Source organism: Vibrio bivalvicida, from assembly GCF_001399455.2.
Taxonomy (GTDB): domain Bacteria; phylum Pseudomonadota; class Gammaproteobacteria; order Enterobacterales; family Vibrionaceae; genus Vibrio; species Vibrio bivalvicida.
Window position 1 is genome coordinate 99,349 of the sequence record NZ_LLEI02000053.1, and the last position, 20,699, is coordinate 120,047.

23 protein-coding genes are annotated in these 20,699 nt (G+C 44.8%); 12 read left to right on the plus strand and 11 right to left on the minus strand.

All coding sequences use genetic code 11. From position 1 onward, the window contains the following. Positions 1-19: 19 nt before the first annotated feature. The 4 genes from ppnN to queF all read right to left on the minus strand — a co-directional run bounded on the left by ppnN (position 20) and on the right by queF (position 6,380). Positions 20-1,384 carry a nucleotide 5'-monophosphate nucleosidase PpnN gene (gene ppnN, locus APB76_RS17095; RefSeq protein WP_054961285.1) on the minus strand — a complete coding sequence of 455 codons (1,365 nt, stop codon included), beginning with the start codon at positions 1,382-1,384 and terminating at the stop codon, positions 20-22. A gap of 200 nt (positions 1,385-1,584) precedes the next feature. Beyond that, positions 1,585-3,150: a GGDEF domain-containing protein gene (locus tag APB76_RS17100; protein ID WP_054961286.1), complete on the minus strand. Its 1,566-nt coding sequence runs from the start codon at positions 3,148-3,150 to the stop codon at positions 1,585-1,587. A 100-nt stretch (positions 3,151-3,250) separates the two neighbouring features. After that, positions 3,251-5,521, minus strand: coding sequence for a tetratricopeptide repeat protein (locus tag APB76_RS17105; RefSeq protein WP_049846630.1), 2,271 nt, complete (start codon positions 5,519-5,521; stop codon positions 3,251-3,253). A 13-nt stretch (positions 5,522-5,534) separates the two neighbouring features. After that, on the minus strand, positions 5,535-6,380 hold the full coding sequence (queF, locus tag APB76_RS17110; protein WP_054961287.1) for an NADPH-dependent 7-cyano-7-deazaguanine reductase QueF: 846 nt from the start codon (positions 6,378-6,380) through the stop codon (positions 5,535-5,537). Positions 6,381-6,462: 82 nt separating this feature from the next. On the opposite strand from queF, the gene syd reads away from it, so the two are divergent. Next, positions 6,463-7,008, plus strand: coding sequence for a SecY-interacting protein (syd, locus tag APB76_RS17115; protein ID WP_049846632.1), 546 nt, complete (start codon positions 6,463-6,465; stop codon positions 7,006-7,008). 2 nt (positions 7,009-7,010) lie between these two features. Next, entirely contained in the window at positions 7,011-7,787 is a 777-nt protein-coding gene (locus tag APB76_RS17120; protein WP_049846633.1) for a Zn-ribbon-containing protein, read from the plus strand. Between the two features lie 26 nt (positions 7,788-7,813). Here the strand turns inward: APB76_RS17120 and APB76_RS22440 are convergent, their stop codons facing one another. Genes APB76_RS22440 through APB76_RS17135 form a run of 4 tightly spaced genes read right to left on the minus strand, consistent with a single transcriptional unit; the run spans position 7,814 to position 10,178 of the window. Further along, positions 7,814-7,990, minus strand: a complete 177-nt coding sequence (locus APB76_RS22440; RefSeq protein ID WP_064490115.1) for a DUF2897 family protein — start codon at positions 7,988-7,990, stop codon at positions 7,814-7,816. 8 nt (positions 7,991-7,998) lie between these two features. Further along, a complete protein-coding gene (locus tag APB76_RS17125) occupies positions 7,999-8,673 on the minus strand; it encodes a M15 family metallopeptidase (protein ID WP_193395093.1) in 675 nt (224 codons plus the stop codon). A 2-nt stretch (positions 8,674-8,675) separates the two neighbouring features. After that, positions 8,676-9,809, minus strand: coding sequence for a succinyl-diaminopimelate desuccinylase (dapE, locus tag APB76_RS17130; RefSeq protein WP_049846635.1), 1,134 nt, complete (start codon positions 9,807-9,809; stop codon positions 8,676-8,678). Between the two features lie 21 nt (positions 9,810-9,830). Next, complete coding sequence (locus APB76_RS17135; RefSeq protein WP_054961289.1) at positions 9,831-10,178, minus strand: ArsC family reductase; 348 nt, start codon at positions 10,176-10,178, stop codon at positions 9,831-9,833. 225 nt (positions 10,179-10,403) lie between these two features. On the opposite strand from APB76_RS17135, the gene APB76_RS17140 reads away from it, so the two are divergent. Further along, positions 10,404-10,685: a winged helix-turn-helix domain-containing protein gene (locus APB76_RS17140; protein WP_049846637.1), complete on the plus strand. Its 282-nt coding sequence runs from the start codon at positions 10,404-10,406 to the stop codon at positions 10,683-10,685. Between the two features lie 49 nt (positions 10,686-10,734). Here the strand turns inward: APB76_RS17140 and APB76_RS17145 are convergent, their stop codons facing one another. Next, complete coding sequence (locus tag APB76_RS17145; RefSeq protein WP_049846638.1) at positions 10,735-11,094, minus strand: DUF4156 domain-containing protein; 360 nt, start codon at positions 11,092-11,094, stop codon at positions 10,735-10,737. Further along, the gene (locus APB76_RS17150; RefSeq protein WP_054961290.1) at positions 11,078-11,422 is read right to left on the minus strand and encodes a DUF2956 domain-containing protein; all 345 of its coding nucleotides are present in this window, start codon (positions 11,420-11,422) and stop codon (positions 11,078-11,080) included. The genes APB76_RS17145 and APB76_RS17150 overlap by 17 nt, the downstream gene beginning before the upstream one ends. Before the next feature lie 84 nt (positions 11,423-11,506). Here APB76_RS17150 and APB76_RS17155 point away from each other — a divergent pair, with 84 nt between their 5' ends. Beyond that, entirely contained in the window at positions 11,507-12,037 is a 531-nt protein-coding gene (locus tag APB76_RS17155) for a TPR domain-containing protein (RefSeq protein ID WP_054961291.1), read from the plus strand. A 62-nt stretch (positions 12,038-12,099) separates the two neighbouring features. Here APB76_RS17155 and nrfA read toward each other — a convergent pair whose 3' ends face one another. Beyond that, a complete protein-coding gene (gene nrfA, locus APB76_RS17160) occupies positions 12,100-13,464 on the minus strand; it encodes an ammonia-forming nitrite reductase cytochrome c552 subunit (RefSeq protein ID WP_408058721.1) in 1,365 nt (454 codons plus the stop codon). Positions 13,465-14,003: 539 nt separating this feature from the next. On the opposite strand from nrfA, the gene nrfB reads away from it, so the two are divergent. From nrfB to APB76_RS17200, 8 genes are all read left to right on the plus strand, one after another. Then, entirely contained in the window at positions 14,004-14,597 is a 594-nt protein-coding gene (gene nrfB, locus APB76_RS17165) for a cytochrome c nitrite reductase pentaheme subunit (RefSeq protein WP_054961293.1), read from the plus strand. Between the two features lies 1 nt (position 14,598). Then, positions 14,599-15,285, plus strand: coding sequence for a cytochrome c nitrite reductase Fe-S protein (gene nrfC, locus APB76_RS17170; protein WP_054961294.1), 687 nt, complete (start codon positions 14,599-14,601; stop codon positions 15,283-15,285). Positions 15,286-15,287: 2 nt separating this feature from the next. After that, positions 15,288-16,259, plus strand: coding sequence for a cytochrome c nitrite reductase subunit NrfD (gene nrfD, locus APB76_RS17175; RefSeq protein ID WP_054961295.1), 972 nt, complete (start codon positions 15,288-15,290; stop codon positions 16,257-16,259). A 2-nt stretch (positions 16,260-16,261) separates the two neighbouring features. After that, the gene (locus APB76_RS17180; protein WP_054961296.1) at positions 16,262-18,157 is read left to right on the plus strand and encodes a heme lyase CcmF/NrfE family subunit; all 1,896 of its coding nucleotides are present in this window, start codon (positions 16,262-16,264) and stop codon (positions 18,155-18,157) included. Continuing rightward, complete coding sequence (locus tag APB76_RS17185; protein WP_054961297.1) at positions 18,135-18,674, plus strand: DsbE family thiol:disulfide interchange protein; 540 nt, start codon at positions 18,135-18,137, stop codon at positions 18,672-18,674. The genes APB76_RS17180 and APB76_RS17185 overlap by 23 nt, the downstream gene beginning before the upstream one ends. Beyond that, a complete protein-coding gene (gene nrfF, locus APB76_RS17190) occupies positions 18,671-19,126 on the plus strand; it encodes a heme lyase NrfEFG subunit NrfF (RefSeq protein ID WP_054961298.1) in 456 nt (151 codons plus the stop codon). Before APB76_RS17185 ends, nrfF begins: the two co-directional genes overlap by 4 nt. A gap of 112 nt (positions 19,127-19,238) precedes the next feature. Continuing rightward, positions 19,239-19,697, plus strand: coding sequence for a DUF2919 domain-containing protein (locus tag APB76_RS17195; RefSeq protein ID WP_054961446.1), 459 nt, complete (start codon positions 19,239-19,241; stop codon positions 19,695-19,697). A gap of 82 nt (positions 19,698-19,779) precedes the next feature. After that, positions 19,780-20,682 (plus strand): Dyp-type peroxidase, encoded by a 903-nt coding sequence (locus APB76_RS17200; protein WP_054961299.1) that lies wholly within the window; start codon positions 19,780-19,782, stop codon positions 20,680-20,682. Positions 20,683-20,699 lie beyond the last annotated feature (17 nt).

Consider the following 20,699-nt stretch of genomic DNA (forward strand, 5'->3'; position numbering starts at 1 on the left):
AGGTTGAGATTACCAGCGACTAACCATTGGTCTTAATCTGATAGCAAGGTTCGTAGGCGCTACCACCGGGTAATTTCATACGATCTTGTTCGACAAAGTCTTTCAGCAGTTTATCCATTTTTTTCATCAGGTTCGCATCACCATCCAAGGTAAACGGTCCATGACGTTCGATTTCGTGGATACCTTCTGCTTTAACGTTGCCTGCAACGATGCCTGAGAACGCCTGACGCAGTGCGGCAGCCAGGTTTTCTGGACGCTGATTTAAATGCAAGTCTAAGCTCGCCATATTGTCGTGGGTCGGGTCGAATGGTAGTTGGAATTCCGGTTCAATCTTTAGCGACCAGTTGAAGCTATATGCGTCGCCCGTATCTTTACGGTATTGACGGACATCCGTCATACTTTGCTTTATTATTTGCGCCACTTTGGCTGGATCATCAACCACGATTTGGTAGTGCTTCTGTGCATCTTCACCCAATGTATCACCTATAAAACGGTCAATAGAGCGAAAGTACTCTTCACTCTCTTTCGGGCCAGTCAAGACGATTGGTAGTGGTTGTTCTGCGTTGTCAGGGTGCATCATAATACCCAAGATATAGAGTAGTTCTTCTGCCGTTCCTGCGCCGCCAGGGAAAATGACAATGCCGTGAGCCATTCGAACGAACGCTTCTAGACGTTTCTCGATATCTGGCATGATCACCAGTTCGTTGACTATTGGGTTTGGTGGCTCGGCGGCAATAATTGATGGTTCAGTGAGGCCTAAATAGCGCTGTTCATAGTAACGTTGCTTTGCATGTCCAATCGCAGCCCCTTTCATTGGTCCTTCCATCGCGCCGGGCCCACAACCAGTACATATGTTTAGCTCGCGTAAGCCTAGTTCGTGGCCCACTTCACGGGTGTATTGATATTCTGTGCCATTGATTGAGTGCCCACCCCAACAGATCACCAGGTTTGGCTCAATGCCTGGGGTTAACGTACCGGCATTGCGCAGAATACCAAACACTAGGTTAGTAATGTGGCTCGCATTGGTTAGGTTCAAGCGCTGGTTATCGGCAAGATGCATATTAACGTAGACAATGTCGCGCAAGACAGAGAATAAGTGTTCTTGAATGCCTTTGATTATCTCACCATCAACAAAAGCATGCTCCGGTGCGTTGGTGAGTTCTAGCTTAATCCCACGCTCACGGCGTACGACGTTGACATCAAAAGATTTGTATCTATCCAGTAACTCTTTGGAGTTGTCAGTGTGGCTACCAGAGTTGAGCACCGCGAGGGTACAGTTGCGGTAAAGTTGGTAAAGATCACTTGCAGCGGTTTTCTTAAGGCGCTCAACTTCTAGTTGAGAAAGCAAATCCATACTACCAGCTGGACTAATGTGTGTGATCATAGTGACCTCCTTGACGAAACAGCACTCAAGTTGAGTGAGGTATCATTATTGTTATTGTCCGTATGCGTTGGATGATATTGGGGAAATCAAGCAAACGCTTATTAAGCTTAGCAGCTTTTTACAGATAATAAACCTAACTAGTTGATATCTATAGATCAATCACATTACTAAAACAATTATTAGCAAGAAAGGGTAACGACTTAGCGCCAAACGAGTTGGTTCTTGCCGAGTGTTTTAGCTTCGTTGAGGCAAAGGTTGAGGCGCTCTAAGATTTCTTCTGGAGTGTCTGAATCTTTAAAGGCTGTACTTGCAGCCGACAGGGTGATGGTCAAGTTACGATCGCGGAACTTAAATGGCAGTTTAGATACTTGATTCTGAATAGCTTGAATCATATTGAATGCGTTGCTATCAGATAGTTCGGGAAGCAACAGAACGAATTCTTCACCGGAGAAACGAGCAATAGTATCGGTATCACGAACTTCTTTTTTGATGGTACGAGCGATTATCTTGAGTGCTTTATCTCCGGCAGCATAACCAAAGCTGTCATTGATGGTTTTAAAACCATCGACATCTAGTATAACGACTCGAAGGGGATGCTGGGCGCGAATCCAACGGCGGTATTCAAGCTCAAGGCGATCGCCAAATGCCGCGCGGTTGTATACTTTAGTCAATGGATCAAGCAGCATGCGCTGAGCTTGATCCTCTAGGCGTCGACGATAGTCCTGAGTGACTTCAAATAGGGCTTCTAGTTGGTTCTTACCGTAATCCATTCGCTCAAGTAGGGCTTGCTCACGTTGCTCGGCATGTTTTAAGCGCTCTGATAGCGAGCTGAGTTGAGCCAATAAAGGGTTCACTTGCTGTTTCAGTGAATCTAAGCTTTCGGCACCTGCAACTTTTGCCTGAGTATCTGCCACTAGCTCGGATAACTCGTCGTTCATTTCCTGTCGGTGAGCAAAATAGCTTTGAGATTGCTGAGAGTTCTGTAGTGAACTCTTTAACGAAGAGGAGAGAGAAGCGTTAACTTGTTCCAGAAACTGTTCTGAGGTTTTTCGTTCATAATGCGTCCCTTCGATGACCAGTTTGAGTGTTTGTAATGTCAGTTCCAAAAGAACATGACTGTTTACACCAATCAGTAGCTTAGCGCGAATATCTGTGAGCAATTCTCCAGACTCACCTTCAAAATCCAGTTCAGTAATTAGGTGCTGTAGTTCTTCACAAAGGCGAAGTAGCAGTTCACGATCTGAACTGGCTGCAATTTGATTGACACTGTAGTCAGGGTTGGTGGTAATAATTTTGACTGAGCGTTCATAGAGACTAAGCAGCCTAAGTGCTTGCTCTGATCTCGGGTGCTTAAGGCCATTGGAATAACTGAGTAAATCGCGCAGGTCGCGCTTGATTTTAGCGGGCAGACCAGTCAGGCGCAGCAGCGTTTCGCCACTATGCTTTATTTGGCTGTCTAAATGTTCAGTTTGTTGTTCCATAGCCAAGCCTTGTTGTTTTAGCAAACGTTCCAATACCGCAAGTTTTGGTATTAAGGAGCTGACGTCTTGCTGCTGCTCGATAGCTTGTATTAGTTCTGTTAGTCCCGCTTGTAGCCGCGGGTTTTCACATTTATAAGCACTACTCAAAGACGCGATCACACGCTGAAGTACCTTTTGTTCTCTATTAAATTTGAACGAGGTATCCCTTTGTGTCAATCGAACTTGTTCCAATTGAGATTTCAGGTTGTGCAGCTGTGACTGAAGATCTTGTTCGATAACGCCCATGAATAAACTTAAAAATAGAATCTACTTGTATCTAGTGATCTGTCGATAATATCAAATAAATCGCACGCGTCACGACTTACAACGTTTGATTGATGAGCTTTTATTCATCTTTTAGCAGTTTTTTGATGCCGTCCTCATTCTTGAAAGAAGAGTGAACTTTTATTAGCCCCTGATTAATAGAGTGCTTGCAAGCCTTGCGGATATTGCCTGTGGCTAAACTTGCTGCTGGTGCGTTCTCAATTGCGCGTAAATAGACCCACTGACTCGAGTGTTCTTTCATACTTAATGTTCTAGCAGTACTGGTTGACATTAGTAGTACATCAACTAGTTCCTTATCATTAACTGCAGTATACGCTCTTGGGAGGAAAGGATAATCCGCCATACCAATACGGATGATGCGATTGAGCAGTCGGTCTGGTTCAAATTCAAGGATCCACTGTTGAATCTTTTCAAATAGTTGTTCTGGGTTGGTATTGCGCTCACTATTTGGCTCTATATAAAGCAAGTTTGCATCAGAAAAGTGATATATCCGTGCAGGATGTTCAACGCGCTGTTTTAAGTAGTCTCCAAAAGCGCGCTCAAGTTTCAGGCCTTCTTGGTAACCGTGCTGTAGATACATGTTGCGTAAAAACGGAACGTCAATCATTACAAAGCGCAGGCGATCATTGAGTGGTTCGTGGATCAGTTCTCCGACGTGCCATTTCTCAAATTTATGGCTGCTCTCTTCTAAAGAAGCGGGTAGCTTGGCGTTAAGCATACGCAGGTTTTTAAGGCCCGAGCGTGAGTGGGTGTAGAGATCTTCATTGAGGTCATCAAGCTCCTCTTTTTGCACATTGATGACATGTCCGCGGCGGAGAATAAAAACAAATAGCAGTGCGCAAAGGACAAACAGGGTAAATGTGATCTTTTGGAACTTGCGGTACTCGTTACGTGTTTCTTCTAGCTCTTGTTTTTGTCCACTTAAGTGCAAGGTCTGTTCAACGAATTCTTTTTGCTGGCGGAAGGCATCTTCACTGATCAAATCGAGTTCTTGTTGTTCGATTGTGGCTAACGAATTGTAGTGCTTAAGGTAGTCTAATGCTTGCTGATATTGACCATTGAGTTCATAGCCTAGGTAGAGCATTTGATAGGCGGATTTTTGCATACTGATATCTTGTAAGTCTTTTGCGATATCAAGTGCCTTGTTGGCTCTATCTAGGACTTTTTGTGGCTCTTTCTTATGGCGAGCGAGCCCGGCGTCAAGTAGGAGTGCGTAAGCTTTGAGTTTAGGGATATCGGCATACTCAAGTAACTCTTGCGCCCGTTCTAGATATTGTTCAGCCAACGTAAAGTTAACCAAATGCAAATAGGTTGCCGCCAAAGAGATACGAATATCAATCACGCTTTCAATATTGTTCTGCAATCGCTCATGATCCATCGCATTGAAATAGTGGACTAATGCGAGGTTGTACTTGCCTTGGTAGTAATAGATATCACCCATACGTTTAAGCAGTGGCGCCAAGGCTGGTGAGTTTTCGTAGTTGTCGTAAAAGTCTGCGGCTTGAGAAAAGTGATCATTGGCCTTGTCTAACACGCGACGATCATAGAAAAGCTGACCAAGAATGCGGTTGACCTCAGCAAGCTGGCGAGCAGAGTCGGTTTCAATCGCAGTCCAGTAGCTAATCAACAATTCTGATAGGGCACGATTATATTGTTTATTCGCTAACAAGTGCTTACCGACCGTAGTGTGATACTCAATCACAGTGGGAATTGACTTTGAGCTGTCTACATAGGGTTTTACTTCGAGGTATAGCTGGTCGGCAAGATCGGTACTCCCTTGCGCGGAGGCGATTTCGGCTTTAAGCATCTTCATGCGGTATTTGAGACCGCGAGCGAGTTGCTGAGGATTGTCGATGTGGCTGAATTTTTCTTCAATTTCAGCCATGTTCTGCTTTGCAGTTTCAGCATCACCATCTATCAGCCAAGAAAACCTGACTTCGACCAGTCTCAGATCAAGCAACAAGAAAGGAAGCTTATAAGACTCCGCTAACGATTTGGCCTGTTTCAGCAAACTGAGAGCTTCAAGTTGGTTTCCTAAGTTAAACTCGGCCCGAGCGAGAATACGTAAGGCATCGATTGTCCCCCCAGGAGTACGGGTTCGACTATCGGCTTCATCGCGAGAAATTGCTGAGGGGCTTTTTTCGGTTTTGTTAGTTAAGGTACGCTGGGTTAAATAATCCGTCGCAAGCTGCTTAGCTTGTTTAGGGACAATATCAACTAAACCATTGGCTTCACTCAAAACTGCCGATGAATACAAGGTATTCGCCCATAGTGGCGCAGAGAGAAGGAGTAACAATGCGCTAATAAAGCGTTCCCAGCGTACTTTTATCATTAGTGTTGACGTCCTATTGTCGAGCCATACGTTGATTGTGACTAGGTTGGCTGTTTACGTTAGAGCGATAAGGGTTGATATCTAAACCACCACGCCTTGTATAACGTGCGTAAACCGTCAACGTTTCAGGCTGGCAGAATTCCATAATGTCAGTGAAAATACGCTCAACACATTGTTCATGAAACTCATTGTGCTCGCGGAATGAGACAAGGTAGCGAAGCAGGGCTTCACGATCTATTTGCTTACCCTTGTATTGAATTTCGACACTGCCCCAATCCGGTTGGTTAGTGATTAGACAGTTTGATTTCAATAAGTGGCTGTGTAGGCTCTCTTCGACAAGTTCACCGATTGCAGCACCTTGAATCAACGTGCGGTCAAAGTCATAGTTAGTGATCTCAATATCTTGCTCATCAATGCACTCGCCATCCATTGTTACGACAACAGAATCGGTGTAATCCACCACTGAACGTACAGTAACGGAAACAGTTTCACCTGCGCATGCCGAAAGATCCTGTACTAAAGTCTGTTCCACGTGATCCCAAGATGGAAAACGTGTTTGATTGAGGCTGTTTAGGTACAGTTTAAAAGACTTAGATTCGATCAGGTTAGCGCTAGTGGCAGGGATAGAAACCTCACCCACTGCGACTTGAGGCAAGCCTTTATCGTTTAACCAAGAAAGCTCGTACAAGGTCCAAATATCACAACCTCGAAACGGCAATGAATCGCCAAGATTTAAGTCATCACGGTTGAGGCTACGAGGAACCGGTTGCAACAAACTTGAATCATATTGGTTCGAATACTCAGTCTTTTGACCGAGCGTCAGGCCAGTAAGCTCTTTAGCGTCAGAATATTTGCTCATACTTTTGTTCATTTTCTATTAGAATGTCGAGAATTTTACGCAATCCCGCACTTAAAAGCGAATATTCATGTTGGAGAATCTAATGGCTGACCATGCCTTGCAAGCGTTGCTCTCATTCAGCAAAAAATACCGTCAGGCTTATCTTGATGCACATGGCCATCTTCCAAGAAGTGAAGAGTTGGTTGATTTAGTGTCGCCTTGTGTCGAGAGTAAAACGGATAATGCAGTTGAGTGGCAGGCGTACCAAAGAGAGCAAGCTGCAGATTTTACCAATGTAGAAAATGGTATTGAGCTAACACTGCATGAAGACATCAAAACCTTTTATGGCTCTCAATACAGTGCAGATATGGATGCGACTTGGCAGGGCAACGAGCTAACGCTGCTGCAAGTATGGAGCGATGATGACTTTGTTCGTTTACAAGAGAACATTCTAGGCCATCTGGTGACTCAGCGCCGTTTGAAGTTAAAGCCAACCGTGTTTATCGGCGCTACGGATGCGGAATTGGATGTTGTCTCAATCTGTAACTTAACAGGGAACGTGATTTTAGAGCGACTAGGCACAGATAAGCGCGATGTCTTAGCACAAGACATCGCCGAGTTTTTGGCCAACCTAGAACCTGTGGTGTAATCATGTACGTTGTAGAACTTCAGTTTGAGTGTTTTGATAACACCACGATTAGTGCGGTCGACAAAGCGATTAATGGCTTAATGGATGCTCTGCGTTATAACGGTCAAGTGTTGGGGCGTGAGTTTCCAATTGTGATGGGGGAAGGCGAGTTTTTTGCTCGAGTGGTTTGCCCCGAGCAAGACAGTTTACACCCAAGCTACCATTCTGACTTTGTAAAGGTTTGCTTGAACCGCCTGTCTGAGGCAAGTCTACTTGCGCCTAAAATGCGTCTTCTTGGTCGTGACCTTAATTCTGAGGAGGCTGCGGAAGAGGAGCAACCAAGTTGGCAGGTGCTGTATACCACGTATGTTCATACCTGCTCTCCGCTAAGAAGTGGTGAAACACTATTACCTATCCCACTTTATCGCAATGAAGCGACGTTAAATGGTGATCATAAAGCGGTGGTAAAATGGCAGACCGAGTGGCAAGCGTGTGATGAAATACAGATGGCTGGTGGTTGCCGAGCCGAGCATGCTGCGTTGCATGAGATTTGCGATATAGACAGTGTACTATTTAAGCGTGGTTGGGATTTACGCGGTCGCATCGAATATATCACTAAGATACCAACATACTACTATCAGTATCGAGTCGGTGGACAAAGTCTCGCAGACGAAAAAGCACGTAAATGTCCTAAGTGCGGCGGTGAGTGGCTATTAGATGAGCCATTACACGATATCTTCTACTTTAAGTGCGATGATTGCCGAATTGTCTCTAATATCTCCTGGGATCACCTCAAATAACACTTGAAAATAAAAAAGACGCTAATTTAAGCGTCTTTTTTGGAGTCTTGCGACTCTGGAGTCGTCTCTTCGCCATCGATGTGTGGTTTCTTTTCAGACTGACCAAACTTCATATTGGCTGTGTATTTAAGGGCTGCAATGTTGCCTATTACGACGCTCAACACAATAACAATAATAACCCATGGGTTAGTCAGTAAATCCATCACAGCACCTATTTTGAAATATTGCTAATAAACTGATTGTAGATCGTTTCGAGCTGTTCTAACACCGTCTTCTTACCCAAAATCGACGTTGAGGCAAGCTGTTGTTTGAGTGTCGATGCATCTAACTGCTTTAAGCATTGCTCGGCCACGTCTTTATGGCTGATATGCCAAGGTTCAACCGCGACACCACCGAGATCTTGGGCATAAGGAAAAAAGAACCCATAATCATGTAGATTGCGGCTTAACCAATCATAAAAGGCTTTCTGATGTCCAGTGAGATACTCCCAAGGTTCCAACTTGAGTGCTTCACCCTGAGGTAAGCTATCTCGATCAAACACATCAAAATCTGTTCCCCAGTGATGGCGACTGCCGCCAGGTAAGGCTGACCAACGAAGAATCGCGATAACCTTATTTGCTTCAGACAAAGATTCAGTGTTAATTACTTGGCTATCGCTGTCCAAGATGTCAGTTTTTCCCGCCATCTTGTTATTCCAGATCGTGGTTTGGCGATCAAAATCGCGAAAGCCACTGGCGATATTGAAATTAAATCCAGCCTCAGTGGCTGACTGTTTCAGTGCCAGTAAATCTTGGCTCACTGCAGCGTGAACCAAGAATGCTTTTTGACCAACCACAGTTTCAACCAGATGGCTGGTGGATTGACCTGTCAGTTGCTCTGGTGTCATGATTAAGCTAATAGGTTTTCCAATGTTTTTTGGTACATCTCGGTCAGTTTTTCTAAGTCTGAAACCTTAACGCACTCGTTCACTTTGTGAATGGTAGCGTTTACTGGACCTAGCTCAACCACCTGGCCACCCATACGGGCAATAAATCGACCGTCAGAAGTACCGCCTGTCGTCAGCAGCGCAGGCTTAGTTTGGTTAACCGCATCTACCGCATCAACCACTGCATCAAGTAGCGCACCGGTATCGGTCAGGAACGGGTCGCCATTAAACGTCCATTTAAGATCATAGTCTAAGTCATGCTTGTTTAATGTTTCAGTTACACGAGAAACAATGGCATCGTTGTTTAGCTCAGTACTAAATCGCAAGTTGAACTGAACGTTAAACTCGCCAGGAATGACATTTGATGCGCCCGTGCCTGCATGGACATTAGGGATCTGGAAACTGGTTGGTGGGAAGTAGGCATTGCCTTTATCCCACTCAGTGGTTGCCAATTCATGGATAGCCATCAGAGATTGGTGAACCGGGTTTTTCGCCAGGTGTGGGTAGGCGACATGGCCTTGAATTCCTTTGACTGTAAGATCGCCAGTAATAGACCCACGGCGACCATTCTTCACGACATCACCCACAATCTCAGTGCTTGAAGGCTCACCGACAATACACATGTCGATGTTTTCGCCGCGCTCCATCAGTGTTTCAACCACACGGACTGTTCCGTTAATAAAAGGGCCTTCTTCATCTGATGTGATTAAGAAACCAATCGAACCCTTGTGATCTGGGTTATCAGCAATGAACTGTTCAACCGCCACAATCATACTTGCCAGAGAACCTTTCATATCGGCTGCGCCGCGACCGTGCAAGAAGCCATCTTTGATGGTTGGTTCAAAGGGAAGGGTGTCCCATAGCTCCAATTTACCAGCTGGCACGACATCTGTGTGACCAGCAAATGCGAATAGGGGAGCTTGTGTACCACGGCGAGCCCAGAAGTTGGTGGTATCCTCAAACACCATGACTTCAATTTCAAAGCCCAGTGCTTTAAGTCGCTCAATCATTACCTCTTGGCAGCCTGCGTCTTCAGGTGTTACCGATTGGCGACTAATTAAATTTTTTGCGAGAGCCAGAGTTGGGCTATCTGTCATCCTTGAAATCCTTACGAAAAATTATGAAAAAATAGTAGCGTATTGGTCAGCTTTGAAGCCTAGATGGTATTCAGCACCTGAAACCAGAATTGGGCGTTTGATCATTGCTGGCTGCTCAACTAAAAGCTCAATTGCGTTCGCTTCGTTTAGCGACTCTTTTTGTTCTTGAGTCAGTTGGCGGTAGGTTGTGCCGCGCTTGTTGAGAACGTTTTCCCAGCCAAGTTGTTGGCAGAAAGTTTCTACCAAAGCTTTGTCGATACCTTGCTTACGGTAATCGTGAAAATTGTATTCCACTCCTTCAGCTTCAAGCCATTTTTTGGCTTTTTTGATTGTGTCGCAGTTAGGAATGCCATACATGGTGATTGTCATAGTGGAACCTTTGAAAGTGACTTTGGGCAATCTGCCCTTGTTGTTTTTTAGTTTGTTTTTGCATCCTAGCAGGAAGTGAGGAGCGAGACAAAAGTGTGATGTATATATTTCATTGAGCAAAAAAAATGTGTTTCAGGCAAAGGCGATCGTCGAGTTTTTGATCAAACTCAACACACTTACGAGCAAAACAGAAATAATGACTCTAGAAATTTTAAGGAGATATCAATGGAATTGAGTCCTGTTTTTGCAAGGCGCTTGTATCTTGCACTGCTTGTTGAAAATCTAGAGCGTCCAAATGTACCCAAATTAATTGAGCAAACAGGTTGGCCACGTCGTACTATCCAAGACGTGATTAAGGCTTTACCGGGGATTGGCATTGAATTGATGTTTGTCCAAGATGGACGACGCCATAACGATGGCTATTATCAGCTATCCGATTGGGGACCTTTTGACAGTCAATGGGTTCTAGAAAGGGAGACTGACATCGCTGCAAGCCTTGGCTTTTAGGCGAATGAATTGAATACACAAACCTAGCCTTTAAACGCTAGGTTTGTTGCTATTGGTTGCTACTTTTTTCAGGACAGTTGTAGGCATTGCCCATTACCGTGAATGAGGAAATAAAATCTTGCGGTTGAACCAGATAAACAGTGTTAGCACCTAGATCAAATGCTTGATTTTTAATGTCATTCAGAGCACCGCGCACCATCACATCATTAGGGAAGAAGATATAACTGTACCAGTGACCTTCGCTTCCCGTTACTTCTCCTAGCCACTGACAATCGTCGGCATTAAACTGAGCATCTAGGCGCAGATGTACTCCACTGGCATCTGGATCCAATTTGGCTGTTGGTGTTGAACATCCAGCGAGCACAGCAAGAGTGGCTGCGAATACAATGTATTTAGTTTTGGCCAACATAGGCAATAAATCCTATCCAACTGATGACGAGTAACACCCAAGGTAATATTGAACGTTTGCTGTTGATTTCTTGGCTTTCAACTTCAGCTTGTGTGTTGTCTATGCTTACATCTTGTTCAACTCTCTTTGCCTTTTGCGCTTTTTTCTTCGCTTTATCCGCTTGTCGAGAGCGCTCTTTCTGCTGCTTTTTGTATTGGGCGATACCTTTCTCGATACCTTGAGCAATCAGCTTAGTTTGTTCTTTCGTTTGACTAGGCTTTTGAGTCGCTTTAGCGATCTTCATCGCTTCTTGTTGTGTTTCTTGAGAAGGAACCACTTTGTTTTTCATATTGATAGGTCTTGCTAGATCAAAGATGTATTTATCCTAACAGGATATACTTTGTCAGTAATGAACAAAAGCTTTGGAGTGCTGATGAAACGAGTTTTACTCGCCAGCTTGGTAATTGTCGTACCTGTGTATATTTGGCTTCAAGGTCAGCCACCTGCACCCATTGCAGAGCTTGAGCCGCAGCAGACTCATCAAGAGTGGATGTTGTCTTTGCAAGATCAGCTCAAACAAGATCCAAATCAAGCTGAGCTTTGGTTTCAACTCGGACATGGCTATCTCAACAATCAAGATTTTCCTTCTGCTTTGACCTGTTTTGACTATGCAGTTCGATTAAGCCAACCACCGTCCGCCAACCAATTAGCGGCAAAAGCAACCGCCCTTTACTATGTTCATAAGCAGAGAATGACACAAGAAGTTAATTCTCTGCTTGAACAAGCGTTGCGTTTAGAACCCAATAACCTCACCGCCTTAACTTTGATTGCCAACGATCACTTTATTAGTTTTCGTTATCAGCAAGCGATTGCTACTTGGACGAAAATACTCGACTCGAATCACTCGGAACTAGATCGTGAGTCAGTGGTTCGCTCATTAAACCAAGCGAAACAGATGCTCTAATGCCGTATCGTGAGGTAAAAAAAACCGGCGATTGATTCGCCGGTTTTTGTTGCTGTTAGGGGTTAGTATTTAGATTCGCGTTGTTCAGCGGCTTTCTTCCACTCTGGGACCACAGTTTTCAAGAAGTGCTCTTTATCAGAGTTCATCTTATCCATATCCATACCCAGTGCTTGTTGTGCAGCGGCTTTAGTCGAGATATCAGGCAGCTCTACAGGATCTGTGATGCCTTTCTTCGCGAGTAGGCGAACAATCTTGGTGCGAGCATCTGCCGCGCGGTCTACCGCTGTACCTAATACTTCAAGTGCAACTTCTGGAGCGTGCATGTGTACACCGTGTGAGGCGATAGCGTAGTCCCAGCGCCATTGAGCGTGACGGATATCTTGAAGAATATCTTTCATCTCTTCTTCTGTCGCACCTGCTTTCCAAGCTTCGCCTGCTTCGAAGTGAGCAGCAACAATTTGCTTCTCAGCGGTGAGCTTCATGTTGAGCACTTGGGCTTTGCGAGTAGAAACAATGTCACGTAGCTGATCTTTTGATTGCGTATGACAATTTGCACAAGTGTCTTCGAAGCGATCAAATGGGTTACCGACTTTATGATCGGTATAGACGGTGCCATCTTCTTTGGTCACTTTCGGCATATGACAATCAACACACGCCACTTTGTTTTTGCCATGAATACCATCACGCCATGTTTCGTAACCTGGGTGTTGCGCTTTTAACATAGGCGCTTTAGAAACTTTGTGAGTCCAATCTTTAAAGCCAAGTGCATCGTAGTACTCTTCCATATCATCGACAGTGGTGCCCATATCCCATGGGAATTTAACTGACTTGTTCGGTCCAGTGAAGTAGTACTCTACGTGGCACTGACCACAGACAGAGGCTTGTTGATCAAGGCGAGATTGTTGCTCAAAAGGTTTGTCTATCGCCTGAAACGCGCGTTCAACATAAGGTTTTGCTAACGCAAGTGCCGGCTCACCGTTCTTGAATGCTTCACTGCGAGTATCATGGCAGTCTGCACAACCAATAGGGTTGTTAATTTGGTCACCTAAACGGGCCCATTTTCCTTTAAAGTAGCCGTCTTCACCCCGTTCATCGATTACGCGACCTACGTCAGGGCTTTTACAGCTCCAACATGCCATTGGCATCGGGCCGGAGTTTTCATCTTGCGGCGCACCTGTACGCAGTGTTTGGCGCACATCATCAACGGCGTAAAAGTGGCCACGAGCCTTGTTGTAATCTTTAGCAAATCCATACCCAGCCCACAAAATCACCATATTTGGATCTTCTGCAAGTGCGTCTTCAATATGTTCGCTTTCTGAGGTGGCTTTCCAAGAATGGTATTGATCAGGGTGCTGTTGCTCATACGCATCGTTGCGAGGATCAATTAAGCCTTTATCTTCGGATGCAGCAAAGCTTGCGACACTCATCAGTGAAGTGGCCACAATTGCTAATGCTGCAGCGGATTTTGGTATCCAATGCAATTTATTCACAGTGCTATCTCCGTATTCTGTTTTTTATTAGCAGCGTTGTGAACTGGCTATATTCCAAACTAAGAATTGGAGAACTGAAATATATTGTAATAAATAGAAATAAAATAAATAACTTAGTAATAGTACTTAATTGTTCAAGATCAATTTTAGCAAGTGATCCAGTTCAAATTCACCTAGCTATACCCCTTTAGGGTTAGTTGGTGTGTGTCTGTATAAGAAATGAAAACTGTTATCATCAATAACTTACAATATTGCCCTTTATATTGATAGGGTGATTAAGATCGAATTTTGAACAGTTTTGCCTACCCCTTTAGTGTAGGCGTTGTAATATATAATTTATTAGCGTTGTGGCTTTTCCAAAATAAGAATTGATCTCATTTGATGTGCTTTGAGCGCATTGAAGGATTTTAATTTTTAACCGTATTTTTAATTTGTTGATTGTTTTACGAATTAGTACGGAATAAGGAAAGGATAATATGGGCAATATAAAGTTGGCCATAGTCATAATGCTTAAGTCACTTCTAGCATTTTGCCTCTATGGTTATTCTCTTCATGCCGTAGCCGACACTTCAACTGTGCAGTCTGAAGACAAATCCGCACGTCATGAAGTCACGCTTATCCGTGACAAGGATTATAAGTGTATCCAATGTCATAAGGATTCGCAGCAGACCATCCATCAAACGCACACCACTGAGAAATTTGAGCAGATCGGCAAAACGCTGAACTGTACCACCTGTCACGGAAACATCGGGCCTGACCATCGTGAAGGGGCGCCAGTAGTGACTAAGTACGCGCCAGCTCAATCACAGATGGGAAGCGACAAGGTGCAAATGCCGCATCAGGGAATACTTGATGCAAATAGCCAGTGTACCAACTGTCATACTTCAGAGCGGTTACATAAAGCGAGCTGGACGCATGACGTGCATGCCAAAAATCTTACCTGTTCAAATTGCCACAATGTTCACGCTGAGAAGAAATCAAAAATTCTTAGTCTAGAACGTAAGGACAAAATCAAGATGTGCGTGGACTGTCACTCGGATATCACCCAGCTAAAAGAAGAGGAGAAGTAGTATGAGTTGCTCAAGACGAAACTTCTTAACTGGCGTAGGCGCAGTGATTTTTACCACTGGGGTTGCTGGTACCGCTGTCATCAGTAGTCGAAAAACGTTGGCTAATGTTGGACAAGATGGCAACAAACTCTACGGAATGGTTCATGACGAAACGGCCTGCATCGGCTGTACCGCTTGTACGGATGCTTGTCGCGACGTTAACAAGGTTCCTGAAGGCGTATCGCGCCTTGAAATTATACGCAGTGAGCCACAGGGAGAATTCCCGAATGTTGATTACCGTTTTACTCGCAAATCTTGTCAACATTGTGAAAACCCACCTTGTGTCTATGTGTGCCCAACAGGTGCGGCGTACAAAGATGAGAAAACAGGTATTGTTGATGTCCATAAAGAAAAATGTGTCGGCTGTGGCTACTGTTTAGCCGCTTGTCCGTATCAAGTGCGTTTCTTTAACCCTGAAGATCACTCGGCTGATAAATGTAACTTCTGCCGCGATACCAACCTTGCTAATGGCAAGTTGCCTGCTTGTGTAGAGTCTTGCCCAACTAAGGCACTGATATTTGGTGACCTCAACGATCCAAATAGTGAAATTAACCAAGTGCTAAACAGCGAAGTCGTTTATCGAGACAAGGCACACTTAGGCACTAAGCCTAAATTGTACAAAGTGCCTCATCAGAAAGGGGAGGTTTGATCATGAATGGTTTTGAAAGTGCATTCCAGTTTGACTCTCTGGTGTGGGATTGGATTATCGCGGTTTACTTGTTTCTGGCAGGTATGTCCGCTGGTGCAGTGATGATCGCACTTTACCTGCGACGTAAAGTGATTGAGGGAGATCCTGCTAATAACGGTATCTTGAAGGCAATGGCCTGGCTCGCACCGTTTGGTATCATCTCAGGTCTAACGATCTTGATTTTCCACCTTACCAAACCTTTGGAGTTCTGGAAGATCATGATTTACTTCAATATGAACTCCGTGATGTCGATGGGGGTTATCCTATTTCAGGTCTACATGATCGTGTTGTTTATCTGGATTGGCATTCTGTTCCGTCATCAAGTTATCAATTTTGCTGAAGGTAGACTACCTAGCAAGTTGCTCGATTTTGTCGATGGATTCTTGATTAAATCAGGTAAATACAACAATGCTATTGAACTCTTTTTAGGCTTCCTTGCGGTTGTTCTTGCTGCTTATACTGGCTTCCTACTTTCAGCATTGAAAACATACCCAATGCTGAACAATCCAGTGTTGCCGATTTTGTTCTTGTTCTCCAGCCTTTCATCTGGAGCGGCTGCTTGTTTGATGTTTGGCATTTTAGTGTTCAAAGAGTCAGCGACAAGTCCAAGTGTTTCTTGGGTGCATAGTTTCGAGCGTCCGGTTGTGATGTTTGAATTGTTCGTTTTGGTGACCTTCTTTACTGGGCTTATTTTTAGTGGTGGTCAGAATGAAGTCGCTGCTTGGAATGCGATCGGTGGTGGTTTTTGGTCGAACTGGTTCTGGTTTGGGGTAGTATTAATCGGCATGCTTTTACCTTTGACGCTAAATGCGGTTGCGCCAAAAGAGACGCGTCATAATGGTGGGTATATCTTTATGGTGACCACCTTAAGCTTGGTCGGTGTACTTATGTTACGAACCTTTATCCTCTATGCAGGCCAGATGACGGTAGTGTAAGTATGGTCGGAGAGCTAGGGCACTTTGCATTAGTCTGGGTCGCGGTTTCAAGTTCGCTTATCTCGGCGGCTTATGTATGGAACAGATGGCAAAAGCGAAGTGCCGCTCTCTCTTTATCATTGTTAGCAAGGCTTAATGGCGTTGTTGCGTCGTTAAGCCTTGTCCTTCTTGGCTACCTATTTGTTAGTGATCAGTTCCAGTTTAACTATGTCGCCTCTCACTCAAACACTGCGCTGCCTGATTTCTTCAAAATTGCCGCGGTGTGGGGAGGACACGAAGGGTCGATGCTGTTTTGGGTGTTCACTTTAGCGATCTGGTCGGCCTGCATCTCTTTTGTTCAACAGACTTCTAAAAAATACCTCGATGACGTGCTGTGGGTAATGCAATTGTTTATCGCTGCGTTTGCTTGGTTCACTCTGATCGCTTCCAATCCATTCTCTTATGCTGAAGTTTGGTTAGAGCAAGGTCGAGACCTCAATCCAATGCTGCAAGACATCGGATTGATCTTCCATCCACCGCTGCTTTATCTGGGTTACATCGGGTTTTCTACCGTGTTGGCATTTGCACTCGCTGCGCTGATGCAAGAAACGTTCGTTGATGACTGGGTAAAGCTCGCGGCACCTTGGGCAATATCTGCGTGGGCGTTTTTGACGCTGGGCATTTTGGTGGGTTCATGGTGGGCCTATAATGAACTAGGCTGGGGAGGCTGGTGGTTTTGGGATCCTGTTGAAAATGCGTCACTTCTGCCGTGGTTAACAGGGACTGCATTACTGCACGCTTTACTTGCAGCTAACCGCTATCAACAGCAGCGAAGAACTGCACTGGCGCTAGCATTGGTGACTTTTAGCCTGAGTATTCTAGGCACTTTTATTGTGCGCTCTGGCGTACTGACATCAGTACACGCTTTTGCGGTGGATCCTGGAAAAGGGCTTGCTCTGTTAGCGATTCTCGCCGTGACCTTGATTGGTTCATTTGCCTTGCTGTTTGAGCGAGGCGAGGCAATCAAGAGTCAACATGTTCAATCGCTCTTTGGGCGCAGCTATCTCGCCATCGCTTCTGTCGGCATGCTTGCGGTGGCGGCGTTTACTGTTTTTCTCGGTACTTTCTATCCTATGGTGTATGAACTTGTAGGGTTAGGCTCGGTGTCGGTTGGCGCTCCTTACTTTAATACCTTGTTCCTACCTTTAGTTCTGCTTGCTCTCATTGGTATGGGGTTGGTTCCATTACTCAAGTGGCATAAAGGCAGTCACTATTCCAAACAGCAGATCATTTTGATGTTTCTCACCTCTATGCTTACCGGCACGGTGGTGTATTGGCTGCAAGATATGTGGTTCTCGCTGTCCACCTCGATGGTATGGGGGTTAGGGGCCTGGGTGATAATCAGTCATCTACTATTGGTAGTGAAGCAGCAAAAGCTAACCTTTATGGTGCTTGCTCACATTGGTCTGGCGACAAGCAGTATTGGTGCAGTAATGAATGCAGAACACTCTTTCGAAGTGAACCATAAAATGACAGCGGGCAGCTCTTTAGAATTTGGCGAGTGGCAAGTTGAGCACCTTGATACTCATTGGGTTATCGGCCCTAACTATACAGCAGAACAGGCGGAGTTGAGATTCTCCTCAGAACAGCGAAGCTTTACTCTGATACCAGAGCGTCGTCATTATCCTGTTCGGGTGATGAATATGAGTGAGCCTGCGATCCAACCATTTTGGCATGGTGATTACTATGTGACGCTGGGCAGTAAAGTTGATGCTGATTCTTATGCGGTCAAGATCCAATATAAGGCGTATATCAGTTGGATTTGGGGCGGGGCGCTAGTCGCTATGCTCGGTGCTGTGTTACCTTTTCTCTCTCGTCGACGAAAGGAAGTGGCTCATGGTTTTATCAAGCAAGCATAAAATTACCCTGTTTACCGTGGTTTTATTGGGTTTTATTGGCTTTCTTGTCGCAGGGCTTAACACACAGCAGTTTGGTCCAGCCTCTCAGCCCGTGGTTAGGCAGTTTCCAACACAATCGATAGCGTTGCTTATGAAGCAGGAACAAGCGCAAAGCACACAGCTATTGCGCCATAAATATCAGCTAGTGAATGTATGGGCATCGTGGTGTGGCGTATGTCGTAAAGAACATGCTTACCTCAATCAGCTAGCGAAACTCGGCATTCCTATCATTGGATTAAATTACCGTGATCAACGCTCAGGTGCGGTAAATTATCTTGGACAGCTTGGTAATCCCTATAGTGAAGTCATGTTCGACCCCAAAGGCGTACTCTCTCTAGATCTCGGAGTAGTAGGAACGCCAGAAACTTACCTCGTCGATCAAAATGGGGCGATTGTTTATAAACATCTCGGCGTACTGAATCAAAAAGTATGGGACAAGCATTTTTCTGACTTCTTTGATAGTGGGGCGAACTCATGAGCTTAAGGTTGGTTTTTGTGCAGTCGCTGTTGTTATTGCTTTCGATAGTAGCGCCACTAAGTCTTGTGAGTGCAAACCAAGATATCTTTGCAGCGGCTACGACAGAGCAAAACGTTCAAGTCGAGCTGTTTCAATTTGATTCCCCACACAAACAAAAGGTTGCGATTGAACTGGCAAAATCGCTACGTTGCCCACAGTGCCAGAATCAAAACTTAGTCGAGTCAAACTCGCCGATCGCGAAAGACCTACGCTTGATTGTGTTTAGTAAAATCAACCAAGGACAAAGTGAGCAGCAAGTGATTGATTTTATGACAGCTCGATATGGCGAATTTGTTCTTTATAAGCCGGCCTTTAGCGCTAGCAATGCACTACTTTGGTTAGCGCCTGCTTTGCTTCTTCTGCTCTTTTTTGTCGTTTCGTTTAAACGAGTCCGAACCAAGCATCAGCAATAATCTCGCTGTGGCTATTCGCTATTATCTATCACTCTAATATGCAATAACTGATAGCAAAATACGCTAATTGGTATAGAGTGGAGTCTAATTGAATTCAAGCAGTGACATAGCAGTGCGTTACGCGTTAGAGCAATATGATAAACATGGTTTTTTAAGAGCGCCGAAACTGGTTTGGTTAGCGTGGCTGTTCTTAGCCAAAGCTTGGGTCGTGTTTGTGGTCGCCGGTGCTAGCCGCGAGAGTGGCAGTAAAATTCTTTCGATAGTTTACCCTGATCACAATATGCTTTATCTCGGGCTAGCGATGGGGATTCCGAGTATCCTATTAATGTGGATGGTGAGTCTGCGCAGCCCAGAGCGAGCATGGATAAATCACTTAGTGGCATACGGCAGAGGGATTACGCTTGTGACCGCAGCTGCTCAACTGTCTCAAACTTTGTATCATGTCTATCTAGTCCATGGCGCATTTAGCTGGACAAATGGCGCTGTGATGTTGTTGCTATTATGGTTGATTATTTACTTCGCAAAGAGTCGTAGTGTCAGAGATAGCTTTCGGAAAGTTCCGACACAGTAAACTTCCCCAGTGATGATCGCCATCAATATACAAAATTAATAACGAAATACACTGAGCAAAAAAATCGAGTGAGGAATTAAAAATGTCATACCCTCAAAGTGCAATTCTTCCTGAAGCAGGTCCTTTCGCGCAATACACCTTGCTTAAGGTCAATCAAAACGAAACCAAAGTGTTGGAGCAGCTTCAAGCTCTACCGACTCTAGTTGAAGAACTCAATAAGCAGCAACCCGGTGCAGAGTTAACCCTGTCGATTGGTTTTACTAAGGCATTTTGGAGCAAGCTTGATGTGGCTATGCCAGCAGAGCTCATCGACTTCCCACAACTTGGTGAAGGCGATGCAGTTGCGCCTAGTTCTGATGTTGATGTATTGATTCACTGTCACTCGAACCGTCATGACCTGCATTTTTACCTGTTGCGTAAGCTCTTTGCGCTAGCGTCTGAATATGTTTCCGTCATTGATGAAACTTACGGCTACCGCTATCTAGATTCACGTGATATGACGGATTTTGTCGATGGTACGGAAAACCCGAAACAAGCTCAGCGTGAGGAAGTAGCGATCATTCCACAAGGGGAGTTTGCTGGTGGAAGCTATGTTATGGTGCAGCGTTTTATTCATGATCTGCCTTCTTGGAACCGCCTTAATGTTTCCGCGCAAGAGAAAGTGATCGGACGTACTAAGCCTGACTCAATTGAACTGGATGATGTTCCTGCAGCGTCGCATGTAGGGCGAGTCGATATTAAAGAAGAGGGCAAAGGGTTGAAGATTGTTCGTCATAGTTTGCCTTACGGTAGTGTTTCTGGTGAGCATGGTCTGTTGTTTATCGCGTATTGCAATACACTGCACAATTTTAAAGCGATGCTAGAAAGCATGTATGGTGTTACGGACGGTAAAACGGACCAACTCCTGCGTTTTACCAAAGCCGTAACGGGCGCATACTTGTTTGTACCTTCAAGTGATATGCTTGCGAGTTTAAAGCTTAAGTAGAACGATACAATTATCTA